Consider the following 17,648-nt stretch of genomic DNA (forward strand, 5'->3'; position numbering starts at 1 on the left):
TCATGGTCGTGCGGCTCTCGTGGGCCGCGCGTCGGCAGCGCTGGTATCCGCCGCAGCGGGCGGCAACGCCACTCCCCGTTGATTGCGCAATAACTGCGCCTTTTCTATGTTTCTGCCTTTTTATCAATAACCTGTCTCGTTCGGCGATGCGCCACCGGCGTGCTCGGCGCGATCTGGCGCACGCCGATGCCAACTCATGGTGCAGTCAACGCCACCGCTGCACCGTGGAGGCTCAAACTCGCTTGCCGAGACCCGCCGCCGCTTTCTCCCCTCCGGTATCAACCCACTGAATCGGCGGTGATATCGACTTGCTGGCATGCGCTTCGCTTGGATCAACACAGCAGCGACCAACGGCGGTCGCGCTGCGTGTTGACCGATCCAGATTCGGGCCCCTTCAGATTCGGGCCCCTTCAGATTCAGGCCCATTCAGATTCAGGCAAAGGCGCCTGATGCCGCGGAGCTTCTCCTTCGCGTCATCAGGCGCCTTTTTGCGTTGTATGGGGCATGCCCCGCAGCGCCAAGGGAGGACGAGATGAGAGAGACCGCACAGCGTGCCGAGCCCCCGAACACAGGCCCCCGGCGCTGGATCATCGTCGGCAATGGCATGGCCGGACATCGCCTGCTCAATACGCTGCGCACGCGCTGCCGCCTCGATGTCCAGATCACCCTCATCGGTGAAGAGCGTGCCGCCGCCTACAACCGGGTACTGCTGTCCCCCTGGCTGGCCGGAGAGATCGCGCGGCCGGCGCTGGATCTGGAGATCGCCGAGACGCGCGGCAACGTCAGCGTCAGCGAGCGCCTGGGCCAGCGTGTCACGGTCATCGACCGCGCCGCCCGCGAGGTCACGCTGGAGACGGGCGAGCGTCTTGCCTATGACCGACTGATTCTGGCCACCGGCTCGCGCCCGGCCATGCCCCGGATTCCGGGCATCGAACTGGGCAACGTCGGTGCCTTCCGCACGCTCGACGACGCCGACTGGCTCGCTGACCAGTCCCCGGGGCGCAAGGCCATCGTGGTCGGCGGCGGCCTGCTCGGCCTGGAAGCCACCGAGGGACTGCGCCGGCGCGGCCTCGAGGTGACCCTGCTGCAGCGCAGCGAACGGCTGATGAACCGGCAGTTGGATCGCACCGCCGCGGACTGGCTGGCACAGGCCCTGGCACAGCGCGGATTGACGCTCATGACCGGCGTCACCCTGGCGCGCTGTGAAGGCGATGCCGCGGGTAACGTCTGCGCGGTGGCCCTCGCCGACGGCCGCCGGCTGGCCGCCGACTGCGTGGTCATCGCCGCCGGCATCGAGGCCCACAGCGAGCTGGGCAGACGCGCCGGGCTCGACGTCGCTCGTGGCATTCGCGTCGACGCCCACCTGGCCACCAGCGACCCCCGCATCCATGCGCTGGGGGAGTGTTGCGAATTCGAGGGCGACACCGTGGGGCTGGTCGAACCCATCTGGCAGCAGGTCGAGGTGCTTGCCGCGCATCTGTGCGCCGACGCCCCGGGCCAGGCCACCACGCCCGGCTATGTGCGTCGCGACTGCGCCACCCGACTCAAGGTCGCCGGCGTCTCGCTCTACGCCTTCGGTCCGGCCGAAGCCGAGGACGCCGCCACCGAGGTACTCACCTATGCCGACGCCGAGCACGGCGACTATCGCCGGCTGCTGCTGCGCGACTCGCGTCTGATCGGCGCCCTGCTCTACGGCGACACCGCCGCCGGCCCGGCGCTCTTCGCCCTGGCCCAGGCGGCCACGCCCCTGTCTCACTGTCGCGAGGCGTTGCTGTTCGGCCCCCGCGACATCGAACGCCACCTGGCCACAGAGGCCCAACCGACCCAGGAGGAAGCGGCATGACACGCGACGCTACCACGCCGGCAGCCGATACCCCGGCGCGCCTGATCGTGATCGGCAACGGCATGGTCGGCCACTACTGCCTCGAGCAGCTGGTCGCCCGAGACCTTCACCAGCGCTATGCAATCACCGTGTTCGGCGAGGAGCGCCACCGCGCCTACGATCGGGTGCATCTCTCCGACTACTTCGGCGGCAGCGACGCCGAGTCACTGGCGCTCGGCGACGCCGACTTCTGCGCCCGCCATGGCATCGAGCTGCGGCTGGGCGAGTGCATCAGCGCGATCGATCGCGAGAGCCGCGAGGTGATCAGCGCCGATCACCGCTACCCCTTCGACCGCCTGATCCTGGCCACCGGCTCCTACCCCTTCGTGCCGCCGATTCCGACCCCAGCGGAGGACGCCAGTGGCCACGCCCAGCTGGTCTACCGCACCCTCGATGACCTCGACCAGATTCGTGCCGCGGCGGCGTCGCTGGCACAGCGCGAAGCCCCCCGCGGGGTGGTGGTCGGCGGCGGCCTGCTGGGGCTGGAAGCGGCCAACGCGCTCAAGTCGCTGGGGCTGGAGGCCCACGTAGTCGAGTTCGCGCCGCGCCTGATGCCGGTGCAGCTCGATGCCGAGGCCGGCCAGGCGCTGCGGGCGCGTATCGAAGCGCTCGGCGTCGGCGTGCACGTGGATCGCGCCACCCGCGAGATCGTGGCCGGCGAGGACCACCGCTATCGCATGAACTTCACCGACGGCACCTGGCTGGAGACCGACCTGATCGTGTTCTCCGCCGGTATCCGCCCGCAGGACCGGCTGGCACGGGAGTGCGGCCTGGCGATCGGCGAACGCGGCGGGGTCGTCATCGACGACACCTGCGTCACCTCCGACCCGGCGATCTTCGCCATCGGCGAGTGCGCGCTGTGGAACGGCCGGATCTTCGGCCTGGTCGCCCCCGGCTACACCATGGCACGCACCGTTGCCGGCTGTCTGGACGATGTCTGTGAAACCTTCAGCGGCGCCGACATGTCGACCAAGCTCAAGCTGCTCGGCGTCGACGTCGGCTCGATCGGCGACGCCCACGCCACCACCGAGGGGGCGGTGAGCTATCGCTTCATCGACGAAGCCGGCCACGGCTACCGCCGCCTGGTGGTCTCAGCCGACGGCAAGCGCGCCCTCGGCGCGGTGCTGGTGGGCGACAACAGCTACTACGACACCCTGCTGCAGTACGTGCAGAACGCCATTCCCCTCCCCGCCGATCCCGCCAGTCTGATCCTGCCCCAGGGCGAGGGCGCGCCGCTGCTGGGGGCCGATGCGCTGCCCGAGAGCGCCGCCATCTGCTCCTGCCATAACGTGACCAAGGGCGCGGTGTGCCAGGCGGTGGCCCAGGGCTGCACCGATCTCGCGTCGCTCAAGGCCGAGACCCAGGCGAGCACCGGCTGCGGCGGCTGCACCGCCCTGCTCAAGCAGGTCTTCGACCATGAGCTCGAAAGCCGCGGCATCGCCGTCGACAAGAGCCTGTGCGAACACTTCGCCTATACCCGTCAGGAGCTCTACGACCTGGTGCGCGTCGAGGGCATCGAGAGCTTCGAGGCACTGCACACCCGCCACGGCAAGGGGCATCTGGGGTGCGACATCTGCAAACCGGCGGTGGCCTCGATCCTGGCCTCGTGCTGGAATGCGCCGATCGCCGAGCCATCGTTGATTCCGCTGCAGGACACCAACGACACCTTCATGGCCAACATGCAGAAGAACGGCACCTACTCGGTGGTGCCGCGCATCCCCGGCGGCGAGATCACCCCGGACAAGCTGATCGCCATCGGTGCGGTGGCCAAGAAGTATGCGCTCTATACCAAGATCACCGGCGGCCAGCGCATCGATCTGTTCGGCGCCCAGCTCCACGAACTGCCGGAGATATGGCGCGAGCTGATCGAGGCCGGCTTCGAGACCGGTCACGCCTACGGCAAGTCGACACGCACGGTGAAATCCTGCGTCGGCAGCACCTGGTGCCGCTACGGCGTGCAGGACAGTGTCGCCATGGCGCTGACGATCGAGAATCGCTACAAGGGTCTGCGCTCGCCACACAAGCTCAAGTTCGCCGTTTCCGGCTGCACCCGCGAATGTGCCGAGGCACAGAGCAAGGACGTCGGGGTGATCGCCACCGAACACGGCTGGAACCTCTACGTCTGCGGCAACGGCGGCATGCGTCCGCGTCACGCCGAGCTATTCGCCACCGACCTCGACGATGCCACGCTGCTGCGCACTATCGACCGTTTCCTGATGTTCTACATCCGCACCGCGGACAAGCTGCAGCGCACCTCGGTATGGCGCGAGAACCTCGACGGCGGCCTCGACTATCTCAAGCAGGTCATCCTGGAAGACAGTCTCGGCCTGGGCGCCGAGCTGGAGACGCAGATGCAGCAGGTGGTCGACCGCTACGAGTGCGAGTGGGCCGGCGCGCTCAAGGACCCGGAGAAGCTCAAGCGCTTCCGCACCTTCGTCAACGACCAACGCCCCGACCCCGATATCGTCAGCGTGAACGAGCGTGATCAGCCACGTCCGGCGCGGGCCGAGGAGATCGCTTCGCTGGCCGTGGAGATGAGCTCATGAGCCCGTCGACCCTGGCGGCTTCGACCGCAGCGCATGCCTCGTCGCCGCACTGTGCGCGCCTCTGCACGCGGGCCGATCTGGTGGCGCATTCGGGCGTGGTGGCCTGGCACGCGGGCCATCAGATCGCGATTTTCTATCTGCCCGCTCGGCCCGACGCCGCCGACAGTCGTTCCAGGCAGCCCGAAGACACTGCCGATCGTTCCAGACAGCCCGAAGACGCTGCCGGCGATTGCCTCTACGCCGTCGATAACCGCGACCCCTTCTCGGGGGCCAATGTGATCGGGCGCGGCATTATCGGCGAGCTGCAAGGTGAGCGAGTGATCGCTTCGCCGCTCTACAAACAGCACTTCCGGCTACGCGACGGGGTCTGTCTGGAGGATCCCGAACAGCGCCTGCAGACCTGGCCCGTCGCCCTGCGTGGCGATGACGTCGTGCTGCTTGAGGCGCGTGCAGATATCTGAGTGGCGCCGCCGTCGATACCGCGGCGCGCGATAGCAGTGGTTGGACCCAGCAGTCGATGCTTCCCCTACAACGACAAGTCACAACAAGCGAGGAAAGCCCCATGTCCTATCTCACTCCCCCCGAGTTCGTCACCAAGATGGTCGACACCGGCGAATCCAAGATCTTCATGTCGACCCGCGATACGGTGATCCGCGCCTACATGGCCGGTGCCATCCTGGCCCTGGCCGCGGCCTTCGCGATCACCATCACGGTGCAGACCGGCCAGCCGCTGGTGGGCGCGATCCTGTTCCCGGTGGGGTTCGTGATGCTCTATCTCATGGGCTTCGATCTGCTCACCGGGGTGTTCATGCTGACCCCGCTGGCGCTGCTGGATCGGCGCCAGGGCGTCACCGTCGAGCGGGTGCTGCGCAACTGGGGATGGGTCTTCCTGGGCAATCTCGGCGGCGCGCTGACGGTGGCGCTGATGATGGCCTTCATCCTCACCTACGGTTTCTCCATCGGCCCCGGCGCGGTGGGCGAAAAGATCGCCGGTATCGGTGAGGCACGCACACTGGGCTACGCCCAGTACGGCCTGGCCGGCTGGTTCACCATTTTCGTGCGCGGCATGCTGTGCAACTGGATGGTCTCGATGGGCGTGGTCGGCGCGATGATCTCCACCTCGGTGAGCGGCAAGGTGATCGCGATGTGGATGCCGATCATGCTGTTCTTCTACATGGGCTTCGAGCACTCCATCGTCAACATGTTCCTGTTCCCCTCGGCGATGATCATGGGCGGCGGCTTCTCGGTCATGGACTACATGATCTGGAACGAGATCCCCACGGTGCTGGGCAATCTGGCCGGCGGCATCGCCTTCACCGGTCTTACCCTCTACGCCACCCATGTGCGTACCGGCCCCAAGCGCGACCTGATCTGACCAACCCGCCGCCGGCGACGGCGGCGCACATATCGACCCCAGGAGACACCCCATGGACAAGCTGGAAATGCACCACACGCTGATGGCCGCCAAGGCACGCCAGGGCCTGAGCTGGGACGACCTGGCCGCGGCCAGCGGCCACTAACCGGTGTGGGTCGCCTCGGCCTGCTACGGCATGAACAGCGCACCGGCCCAGAGCGCGCGCCGGATCGCCGAGGCCCTGGACCTGAAAGATGAGCTCGCTGACGAGGTGGTGGCGGCACTCGAAGCCTTCCCCACCAAGACCTGGGATCAGGCCGTCCCCCAGGATCCGCTGATCTACCGGCTCTACGAGATCGTCGGCGTCTACGGGCCGACGCTGAAAGACGTCATTCAGGAGAAGTTCGGCGACGGGATCATGAGCGCCATCGACTTCGAGATGGCGGTCGAACGAGAGGAAAATCCCAAGGGAGATCGCGTGGTCGTGACCTTGAACGGCAAGTTCCTGCCCTACAAGAGCTGGTGAGGCGAGCCCGGCCGGCCGATCAGTGCGCAACCGCCACGCTCACGCGGGCCATTCACGCCACATCAGGGTGACCCGCTCGCCGCGGTAGTCGAGCTCTTCCTGTGCCTGCCAGCCCAGGCGGGCGTAGAGCGCCTGCTGGTCGGGCGTATACAGATAGCAGCCGGGGCAGCCGGACACCCGCGCCTCCTCGGCCACACGCTCGACCAGCGCCGAGGCGATACCGCGTCCACGCCACGCCGGCGGCACGAACACCGAGGCCAGCCACGGTGTCAGCTCGGGACGCGAGTCCAGATCGCTGGCGGTGAGGCTGGCCGTGCCCACCGGAATCTCACGCCCCGACACATCGGCGATGGCGACGAACACCGAGGGCACGCCCTGCTCACCGCACTGCCGGCGCAGATGATCGTGCCACTGCGGCCAGCTCTCTTCGGGATAGCGCGCCCCCCAGGCGCCGTAGGTCCAGCGCGCCAGCGTATCGAGATGGGGAGAATCCGGGCGCAGGCGCCGCAGTTCGGGCAGTGGCTGAGACATACGGGGCTCCTGAGGGCGTGGGATGTCCGACCTTAGGCTTTGTACGAAAACTACCTGCACTCGGCAATACGGCGTCCGGCTTCAGCTCATGCCTTCTTGACGAATTCCGACTTGAGCTTCATGGCGCCGATACCATCGATCTTGCAGTCGATATCGTGGTCGCCGTCGACCAGGCGGATACTCTTGACCTTGGTGCCCACTTTCACCACCAGCGAGGAGCCCTTGACCTTGAGATCCTTGATCACGGTGACGCTGTCGCCGTCGGCCAGCGGCGTGCCGTTGGCATCCACGATCGCGGGCGTGTCGCTGGTGCTCTCCTCCTCGGCCTCACCGGACCATTCGTGACCGCACTCGGGGCAGACGTAGAGGCGCATGTCGGCGTAGGTGTAGATCGAGGCGCACTGCGGGCAGGGGGGCAACTGACTCATATCGAGATCCATGGCGATGGCGACGCTCTCATGACATCCAGGTAGAGGACGTCGAGGTAGGCGTGCACAGGGGCTTTCTAGGTGCTGTCTGAAAAGTCGACGAGCGAAGGCCAGGCAAGGCAAAAATCGGCGAAAACGCGGAGTTTACGCGGTGTAAATGAGCATTTTGAGCCGATTTTTAACGCCGCATGGGCGAGCGCAGTACTTTTCAAACAGTGCCTAGCGATTGGGGCGCGATTGTAATCCCCGCTCACGCCCCTGCCCAGCGCCGCAGGTCGGCAGCGACGCTTTGTCGCGCGGCCGAATCGGTGTCAGCGAGCCGCACGGCGAGGCCTGCCCGGGTTATGCTGGGCGCACCGGTCACGCGCGACCGGTATCCCTTTTTTCGGCGCCTGCCGTGTCGTCACCCGCCCAGAGGAGCCCCTATGCTGACCTTCCATACCGCCGATACCCAGCTCCGCCATCCCCGCAGCGAACTTCACGGCGGCCAGCTGGTGACGCCCTTCGAGTGTCCCGAACGGGTGGAGATCATTCTCGCGCGGATTCACACGGCGGCCCTGGGCGAGGTACGTGAGCCCGAGCGCCGCGGGCTCGCCGGCGTACTCGAGGTCCATGACGGCGCTTATGTCGAGTTCCTGGAAACCCTCTGGGAGAACTGGCAGGCCGAAGGCCACGGCGGCGAGCCGATTCCCAGCATCTGGCCGGCGCGCACGCTGCGCGGCGACCGTATTCCCGAGAATCTCGAGGGCCGTCTCGGCTACTATGCGCTGGCGGCGGAAACTTCGGTCTGCGCCGGTACCTTCCGCGCCGCGCTGGCGAGCAAGGACATCGCACTGGCCGCCACCGACCAGGTGCTCACCCACGGCGGTGGCGCCTTCGGGCTGTGCCGCCCACCCGGCCACCACGCCGCCCGCGATCAGTTCGGCGGCTACTGCTTCTTCAACAATGCCGCGATCGCCGCCCAGCACGCCCGTGACCAAGGCGTCGCGCGGGTCGCCATTCTCGATGTCGACTTCCATCACGGCAACGGCACCCAGGAGATCTTCTATGACCGAGACGACGTGCTGTTCGCCTCGATCCACGGTGACCCGGCGCTGGAGTTCCCCTACTACCTGGGCTATGCCGAAGAGACCGGCAGCGGCCGCGGTGAGGGCTGCAATCTCAACTACCCGCTGGCGCCGGGCACCGGCTACCCGCGCTGGCGCCAGGCGCTGGAAGACGCCCTGGCGCGCATTCAGGCATTCGGCGCCGAGCTGCTGATCGTCTCCCTGGGGGTCGATACCTTCGCCCAGGACCCGATCAGCTCGTTCACCCTCGCAAGCGGCGACTTCAGCGACTACGGCGGCCTGCTCAAGCGCGCCGGCCTGCCCACGGTGTTCCTGCTCGAAGGTGGCTATGCGGTGGAGGAGATCGGGGTCAACGTGGTCAATGTGCTGAGCGGCTTCGACGCCGGCTGATACATCAACCTGAGGAGCCCCATTCAAGGCTGGCGGGCCCCCTTCAGGCATAAAAAAAGCCCGCGCAAGAGGGGGGAATGCGCGGGCGAGGCGGGGTGTTACCTAGGAGATGCGTCTCAGACGCGACTCGAACGACTGCTAATAGGACGACGACTACCGAGTAATTCGCAATCGATGCTCTATTCAACGAGGAATAGATTAGCACCCTTATATTTCACGCGCAACATAACACCCGCACATCGCGCTCATCGCTGCTGAGGCCCCTGGGCCGGGTCCTCTTCTGAAGGCGGGTCGTCCGCTGGCCGAGCGTCATGTGAAGACCCAGTGGCCGTCTCGGAAGGCACATGCCTGGCCTCCAGCTCCTGGCGATGCGTGCGCAGCTCGGCGCGCAGCGCCTCGATCTCCGCCTGTAGTTCACTGACCTGTTCGATCATGTGGCGCATCATGCGCCGGTTGGCCTTGTGCTGGCGCGACTCAGATTCGCCCTGATCCTCGACGAACAGCGAGCTGACATAGGCCGCGAAGCTGCCGAACAGCCCTACCCCGCAGACCATCAGCAGCACCGCAACGACACGCCCCAGGGTGGTCACCGGATAGTAGTCGCCATAGCCCACGGTGGTCACCGTGACGATCGCCCACCACAGCGCATCCTCGGCGGTGTTGATCGGGCTGTGAGGATCGGGGGCCTCGACCAGCAGCACCGTCACCGCACTCACCACCACCAGCAATACGGTCGCGGTGGCGACGGAGGCGAGCACCCCTTCGGCACGATTGCGAAACAGCAGTTGCCAGATCAGCTCCATCGAACGCAGCGCGCGCAGAATGCGCAGCAACTGTACGACCCGCGCCAGGCGCGCGGCCTGGAACCAGCCGGCGGGAATGCATGAGAGCAGATCGAGCCAGCCCCAGCGCATGTAGCGCCACTTACTCGGTGCGCGGTAGAAACGCTGGCAGAAATCGATGAAGAAGACGGCGCAGACCACATAGTCGAGGTAGCCGATCAGCCGCTCGATCTCCGGCGGCAGATCCAGGAAGGCGGTCGCGAACAGTGCCGCGAGCACGTAGAACGACATGGCCAGCACAAAGAGCTGGAAGGGAGAGACGTGCTGTTTCATGGATCATCCGCTGACGATAACGATCGGCATGTCAGCGCCGCGAGCGCGTCAGCCGACGCCGAGAGGCTCACGCCCAAGCCGTGCAGGCTCGCGCCCAAGCCACGCAGGCTAGATCGGGCCGCGCTCACCCGTTAGGCGGAGCAGGGGTTGGCGGCCTTGAGCTGGGTGAAGTTGGTGACGAAGGTCTCCATCTTCTCCGCATCGTAGGCCTGCAAGCCGCTGATCACCAGCTTCTTGGAGCCGGTACCCACCGCGCGCCCCTGGCAACGCATGCGGAACTCGAGCAGCGCCTCGCCGCGCTTGCCCTTGACGTCGAGCTCGGCCCCGGCGAATTCGAGATCGAGATCACAGGGGTCATGGTCTTCGAGGCTGAAGCCCATGCTGTCGTAGATCACCAGCGGCCGCTGGGGATTGAACATGACGCCCTTGTCTTCGAGCAGCGGCTTCAGATAGTGGGGGAAATTGCGCCCGGAAAACGCCACGTAACGCCGGGTAAACGTCTCCACCGTGGCCGGGTCGCGCAGCGTCCAGCCCTCACGCTCGACGCGCAGGTACTGCTTGCCGGCGGCGTCCTCGACGCTCACCGTGCCGGCACCATCCTCGACGAAGTGCAGCGGCACGCGATCGCCGACCATGCCACAGAAGTGGAAGGTCATCCGCTGCGACAGCCCGTAATGCGACAGCACCAGCGCGAACAGCAGATCGCCGGGCACGCAGAAGCGCCGCGCACAGGGGTCGTGGATCGGATTGTAATCGCCGGCGATTTCGCGGGCGAACCGGCTGGCCTGCTCTGCAGAGATGCAAAAGTGGCCGGCGTCGGTAGAATGAAACTCGTCGAGAAACATGGGCAATCGACCTACACGTCGAGTGACTGGCTCCGGAGCATTGATCAAGACGCGCTTTTTACCACAAGCCATCTCCAAGTTCAGCGCCGCATTAACGTTTTGCGACAAATAATAGCTCAGGGTCCGTCGAGATTCCCATTGCGACCGCGACATCGTGTCGTTAGCGCAGCAAGAGGCGCCGCAGCGAACGATGTTGGCGAAGGCCTGCAGCGCGCGCCGCGAGGGCTCTGCGTCCAGACACCCAGCGTCTCGACAGCCCCCAGATTCAACCTCCGAACCCGCCAGGACGCCGCCATGCACCAGACCACGCCGCCCGCGACGTTTCCCTGCCCCTGCGGGAGCGGCCTCGGCTATGCCGACTGCTGCCAGCCGCATCATCGCGGAGAGACCCTGCCGGCCACGCCCGAGGCCTTGATGCGTTCGCGTTACTCGGCCTTTGCAATCGGCAACCTCGGACACTATCTGTATCACACCTGGGACCCGGATACCCGTGACACTGCCCTGACCCCCGAACTGCTCGACCAGCGCGACTGCGACTGGCTGGGCCTGGAGATCCTCGCCAGCAGTGCCCGCGGCAGCCAGGGCACGGTTACCTTCAAGGCGCACTACCGCCCGCTGACAGCGACGTCAGGCGCTGACGCGTCGGTGCTCCACGAGCGTTCGCGCTTCCGCCGCCGCCAGGGACGCTGGCGCTACCTGGACGGCGAGATCGCCCCCTCCGCCGCGAGCAACGTCCCCCAGCGCAACGCCCCCTGCCCCTGTGGCAGCGGCAAGAAGGCCAAGCGCTGCTGCCATCCCTGAGCCGAGACGCGGAAGGCGCACGCTGGCAGGCGCGCCTGTGCGGGACTAGGCTGCTTACTCGATACTCGCCGCCGTTCCCCCTCGCCCCCATGGGCCCTGGACGGCAGACACGATGGCAGATACAGCAGGCAGATGAAGACTCTGGACGACGCGACGCAGACGCTCTCGACACAGACCCTGGCCCACCTGCAGCAGCGCCTGAGCGACTGGCTCGGCCTGCCCGGGTGGATCCTGCTACCGATCGCCATCGTGCTGATCGCCGCGGTCGTCGACCTGGTGCTCTACTTCGTCCTCGGTCGGCTGGAGCAGCGCCTGGTGCGCTCACCACGGCGCTGGGACGACCCCTTCCTGCACGCCCTGCGACTGCCGCTGCGCTGGTGGATCTGGATCAGCGCACTGATGATCGGCGCCGGGGTGATCGGCGCGCATCTCGGCGTGACCGCGCTCACCGGTTTCCTGTTCAAGAGCGGCGCCCTGATCACCTTGCTGCTGCTGGCCTGGAGCGGCATCCGCCTGATCCGGCGACTCGAACAGCGCCTGGTGTTTCCGCCGGTCAACTGCCGGGCGCGGCCGGTCGATCAAACCTCGGCATCGGCACTGACCAAGATCGTCGGCGCGGTACTGATCGTCACCCTGATCCTGATCGGGCTGCAGATACTCGGTGTGTCGATGTCGAGCATCCTTGCCATGGGCGGCTTCGGCGGTCTGGTGATCGGCTTCGCCGCGCGCGATGTCATGGCCAACTTCTTCGGCGGCATGGTGGTCCATCTGGACAAGCCGTTCGTGGTCGGCGACTGGATTCGCTCCCCCGACCGCGAGATCGAGGGCATGGTCGAGGATATCGGCTGGCGCCTGACCACCATCCGCACCTTCGCCGGGCCACCGCTCTACGTACCCAATGCCTGGTTCAGCCAGATCTCGGTGGAGACCCCCACGCGCATGGTCAACCGCCGGCTGTGGGAGACCGTAGGTCTGCGCTATCAGGATGCCGGAGCCATCGAGGCGATCACCGGCGATATCCGCCAGCTGCTCAAGCACCACGACGAAATCGACCAGAACGAGCTGATCACGGTCAACTTCACCACCTTCGGCCAGTACGCGCTGGAGATCATGCTCTACGCTTTCACCCGCGAGACCGACTGGCAGCGCTTCCACGAGATCAAGCAAGAGATCCTGCTCAAGGTGCGCGACATCATCGAGAAGCATGGCGCCGAACTGGCCCTGCCCGCCTCCCGGATCTATCTGCCCGAGGGCGTCGGCATACGCCGCGACGGCGATGGCGACGCGGCCGCGCACGGTCGCGACCAGACGCACAGCGCAGCCGGTGGCGAGCGCTCGCCGCATGCCGCCGAGACGCGAGCAGAAGAAACGTCAGGCGGCGAGACGCCTCGCGAAGAAACACATCGTAAAGAGGTCCGTCGCGACACCCGCGATCGGCGTACCCGTGCCCGCCCCGGGCCGAGCGAGGATGACGTAGGCTCCGGCGACGCCGATGCCTGAACCGGCGTCAGTCCGCCCCGCGCAGGGCCAGCCAGCGCCGGGCCAGCCACCCGCCCGCCCGCGCGATCTCGGCCGGCGTCGCCCCGGCATAGCCGAGCACCAGCCCGGCCTGAACGGGCGCACGCAGATAGTATTGCGATAGCGGCGAGAGCAGAATATCCGCCGCCGCAGCCTGCTCGACCAGCGCGCGCTCCTCATCGAGGGTGTCGAGCCGCGCCACTAGATGCATGCCCGCCTGCCCCGCCGAGAGCACCAGCCCACGCGCCACTGCCGGCGCCAACGCCTCACGCAGTGCAGCCTGGCGCTGGCGATAGCATTCGCGCATCTGCGCCACGTGACGCACGAAGTGCCCCTCGCCGATGAAGTCGGCCAGCGCCGCCTGTACCAGGTACTGCCCCTCCCGGTGCAGGCGCGCGTTGGCGCGCCGGAACGGCTCGACCAGAGTCTCCGGCAGTACCAGATAGCCCAGACGCAGGCCCGGATAGAGCACCTTGCTGAAGGTGCCGACATAGATCACCGGGGCCTCCTCGATCAGCCCCTGCAGCGAGGCGATCGGCGCGCTGGCGTAGCGGAACTCGCTGTCGTAGTCATCCTCGATGATCCACGCCCGATGGTGCCGGGCCAGTGCCAGCAGCGCCATGCGCCGGGCCAGCGGCAGCGTCACCCCGCACGGGTACTGGTGCGACGGCGTGACATAGATCAGCCGCGGCGCCGGGGTATCCGCCGCCAGCGCCGCCACGTTCATCCCTTCGGCGTCCACCGGTACCGGTTCGAGCGCGAGCCCGGCCGAGACGAAGCAGGATTGCGCACCGCCGTAGCCGGGCTCCTCCATCCACAGCGTATCGCCGACATCCGCCAGCAGCCGAGCCACCAGCTCGAAGCCCTGCTGGGCGCCCTGGGTGATCAGAATCTGCCCGGGATGGCAGCGCACCGAGCGCGACAGCCGCAGGTAGTCGCACAGTGCCTCGCGTAGCGCGCTCACCCCGCCCTGGCTCTGGTAGTCGAACCACGCCGTCGGCGCACGCTGCTGGTGGCGCCGCAGCAGACGCTGCCAGCGCTCCCGCGGAAAGCGATCCAGCGCCGGGACGCCGGGGGCAAAGGCGCTATGGCGGCCGCTCAGGGTGCGTTCGAAATCGAGAACGCGCCTGCCACGAATGGAGAGCTGCGGCGGCGCTTCGCCCCTGCTGCGCGGGGCCAGTGGCGGCGGTGGCTGCCACTCGGCAACGAACACCCCCGAGCCGGGTCGCGCCTGGAGAAACCCCTCGGCCACGAGTCGATCCACCGCCCCCAGCACGGTATTGCGCCCGATCCCCAGCGCCGCGGCCAGCCGCCGGGACGCCGGTAACTGGCTGCCCGACGCCAGCGCCCCGCTCTGGATCGACTCGCGCAGCGCCGCATAGAGCCGCTGGCCCAGCGTGAGGGAAGCGTTGGAGGCATCGATATGAGACGCCGACGCGGCGAGTTTCAAGCCGATCGCTTCGATGATCCACAGCTGATGCGCCTGGGATGCCGCCATTGGTTCCCTCACTCTGGACATAACTGGCTCTTACCGGGGAACCACTATGCCGCCACACTGACCCCAAGTCACTGCCCCCGGAGCCCAGCATGCCAACGTTCGATCTCGCGACCCCGATTCGCCTTGCCACCGCCGCGGACATCTCCGAGCTGACACCGCTGGTCGACGCCTACCGGCGCTTCTATCACCAGCCCGGCGACCTGGAGGGTGCCCGCAACTTTCTTGCCCAGCGCTTCGCCAACGGCGACGCCCATCTGCTGCTGGCGAGCGATGCGCAGGGCAGCGCCCGCGGCTTCGTGCAACTGTTTCCGGTGCCCTCGACCACCAGCCTGGCGGTGCGCTGGATCCTCAACGATCTGTTCGTCGCCCCCGAGGCGCGCGGCCAGGGCATGGGCAGCGATCTGCTGCGGGCGGCGCGCCAGCTCGCCCACGACAACGGCGTGACCCAATTGATGCTGCGGACCCAGGTCGAGAACCACACCGCGCAGTCGCGCTACCAGGCCCTCGGCTGGCAGCGCGACGAGGCCTTCTTCACTTATTTGTTGAATACGGACCGTTGAATACGAACTGCGGCATACGAGCGGTTGAATACGCTCTGATGAATACCGACCGCTGAACACCAGCCGTTGAATAACGCCACTCCTGCCGATGGAGAGACCGCCTCATGAACGACATCACGACGCCCCCAGCGACCTCCCGGGTGCTGGAAGTCCCGCCCCCGGAGCCCGCGATCTCCGCCGCGGCCATGCGCGACAAGCTAGGTCTGCACACCGACGCCTGGGATCTGGCCCAGGATCTTGCCAACGCCATCGAGGCGCTGGTGGTGATCGATACCCGCTCGCGGGCGCACTACCTGGCCGGGCATATCCCCGGGGCCATCAGCCTGCCGCATGTCGAGATGAATCCCACCACCCTGGCGGCGCTGGCGCGGGATCGGGTCTACGTCTGCTACTGCGACGGCATCGGCTGCAACGGTTCGACCTGGGGCACGCTCAAGCTGGCCACGGCGGGCTTCACGGTCAAGGAGCTGCTGGGCGGCCTGGACTTCTGGCAACGCGATGGGCACCCCCTCGCCAGCGGCCCCGAGCCGGGCTCCCTGGCCGACGCCGAGCTCACCGCCTGCGGCTGCTGAGGAGAGAGCCCCGATGCCATCATCCTGCACCGAGAACCGTCACGGCCAGCCGATCGGTCTGCCGGTGAACGCCTGGCAACCTGCGCATCGCCCCGACCACCGCGTATTGACGGGGCGCTACTGCCGGCTCGAGCCGCTCGACGTGACCCGCCACGCGGCCTCGCTGTGGCGGGCGTGGCGCCATCCCGATCCGGCCCTCACCGATGACCGTGAGGGCGAGGCGCGCTGGACCTATCTCGGCGGCCGCCCGTTCACCGACGAGCCCGGTTGCCGCGACTGGCTGCAGACGATGAGCGCAGGCCAGGACCCCTGGTGCTACGCAATCATCGATCCCCACGACAGCCACGCCGTGGGCATGGCCACCTATCTCAACATCGTGCCCGACGATGGCCGGATCGAGATCGGCCATCTCAACTTCTCGCCACGCATGGCCCGCAGCCGGCTCTCCAGCGAGGCGCTGATGCTGCTGATGGCGCACGCCTTCGCCCTGGGGTATCGGCGCCTGGAGTGGAAATGCGACGCGCTCAACGCCCCCTCGCGCCGGGCGGCCGAACGGCTCGGCTTCCGCTTCGAAGGCGTCTTCCGCCAGCACCGGGTGGTCCAGGGGCGTAACCGCGACACCGCCTGGTTCTCGGTCATCGATGATGAGTGGCCCGCGCTTCACGCCGCGCACCAGCAGTGGCTCGCCCCGGATAACTTCACCTCGGCGGGAGCCCAGCGCCAGCCATTGACGCATTGCCGAGCGCCACTCGACGCCTCGGAAGGGGCCTGAGCATGCACCGACCGCTGCCCTTTCGACTCGACGACAGTACCGCCCTGGCGGACGCCATGGCATGTGCCCCCTTCGCCACCCTGATCACCCGGGATGCCGACGGCTGGCTGGCCGACCACCTGCCGATGTTGCGGATAGCCGAGCGCGAGGGTGCGCCCCTGGGTGTGCTGCGTGGCCACGTCGCGCGCACCAACCCGCTGGTCGCTGGCGCCACGACACGCCCGGCGCTGGCGATCTTCCACGGCCCCCAGGCCTATATCACCCCCAGTTGGTATCCCGCCAAGCGTGAGCACGGCCGCGTGGTGCCGACCTGGAACTATCAGGTCGTCCACGCCCACGGCACGCTACGCCTGATCGACGACGCGAGCTGGCTGCGCGACACCGTGGCCGCCTTGACCGACCACTTCGAAAGAGATCGCACCCACCCCTGGTCGATCGAGGACGCGCCAGCAGGCTTCATCGACGGCCTGTGCCGCGGCATCGTCGGCGTCGAGCTGGTCATCGAGCGGCTCGACGGTCAACGCAAGGCGAGCCAGCACAAACCCGATGCCGAACGCGCGGCGATCCAGCGTGGCCTGATCGATGAGTGCGGTTTCGACGAAGCCTCGGCACACTGCCTGAGTGGATGGAGAGAGACCGATGAACGCCACTGATCAAAGTCCGAAGCAACCGCCCCATCTACCCTGGGCTGAGATCGTCGCCCGGCTGACCGCCGCAGAGCACCCGTTCGTGGAGGTATTGCCCGCCATGAGCTAGGTGCTGTCTGGAAAGTCGACGAGCGAAGGCAAGGCCGGGGCGCGCAGCTAAGGCAAAAATCGGCGAAAACGGACCGGGCTGGCGCTCCAGTTTACGGGTTGTAAATGAGCATGTTACTCGCTCCGCTCACCCTTCGGGCCGTCCTTCGGACGTTCTGAACGTTGTTCAGTGAGTCGATTTTTAACGCCGCATGGGCGAGCGTAGTACTTCTCAGGCAGTACCGGGTTCTGGAGCTGTTATCTCCGCGCATTATCGACACCCAGACACCCCACGCGCGTGACGAGCTCTACTTGATCGCCAGCGGCAGCGCCGTACTCGACCGCGACGGCGAACGGCTGGCGGCGAGTACCGGCGACGTGCTGTTCGTGCCCAAGGGCATGGCGCATCGCTTCGACACCTTCTCCGCCGACTTCTCGACCTGGGTACTGTTCTTCGGCCCCGAGTGAGCCGCACCGCTGGACCTCGCCGGTCAGCGGCGTAAAATGCG

General features: G+C 66.9%; 17 protein-coding genes and 1 pseudogene. 13 read left to right on the forward strand and 5 right to left on the reverse strand.

Translation table 11 applies throughout. The features are described 5' to 3' along the window. The first annotated feature begins 532 nt into the window (after positions 1-532). From ABV408_RS14495 to cynS, 5 genes and pseudogenes are all read left to right on the forward strand, one after another. The gene (locus ABV408_RS14495) at positions 533-1,843 is read left to right on the forward strand and encodes an FAD-dependent oxidoreductase (RefSeq protein WP_353979611.1); all 1,311 of its coding nucleotides are present in this window, start codon (positions 533-535) and stop codon (positions 1,841-1,843) included. Next, complete coding sequence (gene nirB / locus ABV408_RS14500; protein WP_353979612.1) at positions 1,840-4,428, forward strand: nitrite reductase large subunit NirB; 2,589 nt, start codon at positions 1,840-1,842, stop codon at positions 4,426-4,428. Before ABV408_RS14495 ends, nirB begins: the two co-directional genes overlap by 4 nt. Beyond that, positions 4,425-4,889 carry a nitrite reductase (NAD(P)H) small subunit family protein gene (locus ABV408_RS14505; RefSeq protein WP_353979613.1) on the forward strand — a complete coding sequence of 155 codons (465 nt, stop codon included), beginning with the start codon at positions 4,425-4,427 and terminating at the stop codon, positions 4,887-4,889. The genes nirB and ABV408_RS14505 overlap by 4 nt, the downstream gene beginning before the upstream one ends. A gap of 101 nt (positions 4,890-4,990) precedes the next feature. Then, positions 4,991-5,803: a formate/nitrite transporter family protein gene (locus ABV408_RS14510; RefSeq protein ID WP_353979614.1), complete on the forward strand. Its 813-nt coding sequence runs from the start codon at positions 4,991-4,993 to the stop codon at positions 5,801-5,803. Between the two features lie 52 nt (positions 5,804-5,855). After that, positions 5,856-6,308: pseudogene (gene cynS / locus ABV408_RS14515) on the forward strand (cyanase). 39 nt (positions 6,309-6,347) lie between these two features. Here cynS and ABV408_RS14520 read toward each other — a convergent pair. Continuing rightward, positions 6,348-6,839: a GNAT family N-acetyltransferase gene (locus ABV408_RS14520; protein ID WP_353979615.1), complete on the reverse strand. Its 492-nt coding sequence runs from the start codon at positions 6,837-6,839 to the stop codon at positions 6,348-6,350. Positions 6,840-6,925: 86 nt separating this feature from the next. After that, on the reverse strand, positions 6,926-7,267 hold the full coding sequence (locus ABV408_RS14525; protein WP_353979616.1) for a zinc ribbon domain-containing protein YjdM: 342 nt from the start codon (positions 7,265-7,267) through the stop codon (positions 6,926-6,928). A gap of 425 nt (positions 7,268-7,692) precedes the next feature. Between ABV408_RS14525 and ABV408_RS14530 the strand changes: the two genes are divergently transcribed. Then, on the forward strand, positions 7,693-8,724 hold the full coding sequence (locus tag ABV408_RS14530) for a histone deacetylase family protein (protein ID WP_353979617.1): 1,032 nt from the start codon (positions 7,693-7,695) through the stop codon (positions 8,722-8,724). A 245-nt stretch (positions 8,725-8,969) separates the two neighbouring features. On the opposite strand, the gene ABV408_RS14535 is transcribed toward ABV408_RS14530, so the two are convergent. Both ABV408_RS14535 and ABV408_RS14540 read right to left on the reverse strand, forming a co-directional pair. Further along, positions 8,970-9,839, reverse strand: coding sequence for an ion transporter (locus ABV408_RS14535; RefSeq protein ID WP_353979618.1), 870 nt, complete (start codon positions 9,837-9,839; stop codon positions 8,970-8,972). A gap of 131 nt (positions 9,840-9,970) precedes the next feature. Beyond that, entirely contained in the window at positions 9,971-10,684 is a 714-nt protein-coding gene (locus tag ABV408_RS14540; RefSeq protein ID WP_035474140.1) for a DUF3581 family protein, read from the reverse strand. Positions 10,685-10,978: 294 nt separating this feature from the next. Here ABV408_RS14540 and ABV408_RS14545 point away from each other — a divergent pair, with 294 nt between their 5' ends. Together ABV408_RS14545 and ABV408_RS14550 are read left to right on the forward strand one after the other, a co-directional pair. Beyond that, on the forward strand, positions 10,979-11,485 hold the full coding sequence (locus tag ABV408_RS14545; RefSeq protein ID WP_353979619.1) for a YchJ family metal-binding protein: 507 nt from the start codon (positions 10,979-10,981) through the stop codon (positions 11,483-11,485). Positions 11,486-11,617: 132 nt separating this feature from the next. After that, entirely contained in the window at positions 11,618-12,985 is a 1,368-nt protein-coding gene (locus ABV408_RS14550) for a mechanosensitive ion channel family protein (RefSeq protein ID WP_353979620.1), read from the forward strand. A 7-nt stretch (positions 12,986-12,992) separates the two neighbouring features. Here the strand turns inward: ABV408_RS14550 and ABV408_RS14555 are convergent, their stop codons facing one another. Next, positions 12,993-14,501 carry a PLP-dependent aminotransferase family protein gene (locus ABV408_RS14555; RefSeq protein WP_353979621.1) on the reverse strand — a complete coding sequence of 503 codons (1,509 nt, stop codon included), beginning with the start codon at positions 14,499-14,501 and terminating at the stop codon, positions 12,993-12,995. A gap of 89 nt (positions 14,502-14,590) precedes the next feature. Between ABV408_RS14555 and ABV408_RS14560 the strand changes: the two genes are divergently transcribed. The 5 genes from ABV408_RS14560 (at position 14,591) to ABV408_RS14580 (ending at position 17,607) form a co-directional block, all read left to right on the forward strand. Next, complete coding sequence (locus ABV408_RS14560) at positions 14,591-15,061, forward strand: GNAT family N-acetyltransferase (protein ID WP_353979622.1); 471 nt, start codon at positions 14,591-14,593, stop codon at positions 15,059-15,061. Positions 15,062-15,165: 104 nt separating this feature from the next. Continuing rightward, positions 15,166-15,633 (forward strand): rhodanese-like domain-containing protein, encoded by a 468-nt coding sequence (locus tag ABV408_RS14565; RefSeq protein WP_353979623.1) that lies wholly within the window; start codon positions 15,166-15,168, stop codon positions 15,631-15,633. A gap of 13 nt (positions 15,634-15,646) precedes the next feature. Then, a complete protein-coding gene (locus tag ABV408_RS14570) occupies positions 15,647-16,405 on the forward strand; it encodes a GNAT family protein (RefSeq protein ID WP_353979624.1) in 759 nt (252 codons plus the stop codon). 2 nt (positions 16,406-16,407) lie between these two features. Next, positions 16,408-17,058, forward strand: a complete 651-nt coding sequence (locus tag ABV408_RS14575; protein ID WP_353979625.1) for an FMN-binding negative transcriptional regulator — start codon at positions 16,408-16,410, stop codon at positions 17,056-17,058. Positions 17,059-17,451: 393 nt separating this feature from the next. Beyond that, the gene (locus ABV408_RS14580) at positions 17,452-17,607 is read left to right on the forward strand and encodes a cupin domain-containing protein (protein ID WP_353979626.1); all 156 of its coding nucleotides are present in this window, start codon (positions 17,452-17,454) and stop codon (positions 17,605-17,607) included. The last annotated feature ends 41 nt before the right edge of the window (positions 17,608-17,648 follow it).

The sequence above is a fragment of the Salinicola endophyticus genome, from assembly GCF_040536835.1.
Classification (GTDB): domain Bacteria; phylum Pseudomonadota; class Gammaproteobacteria; order Pseudomonadales; family Halomonadaceae; genus Salinicola; species Salinicola endophyticus_A.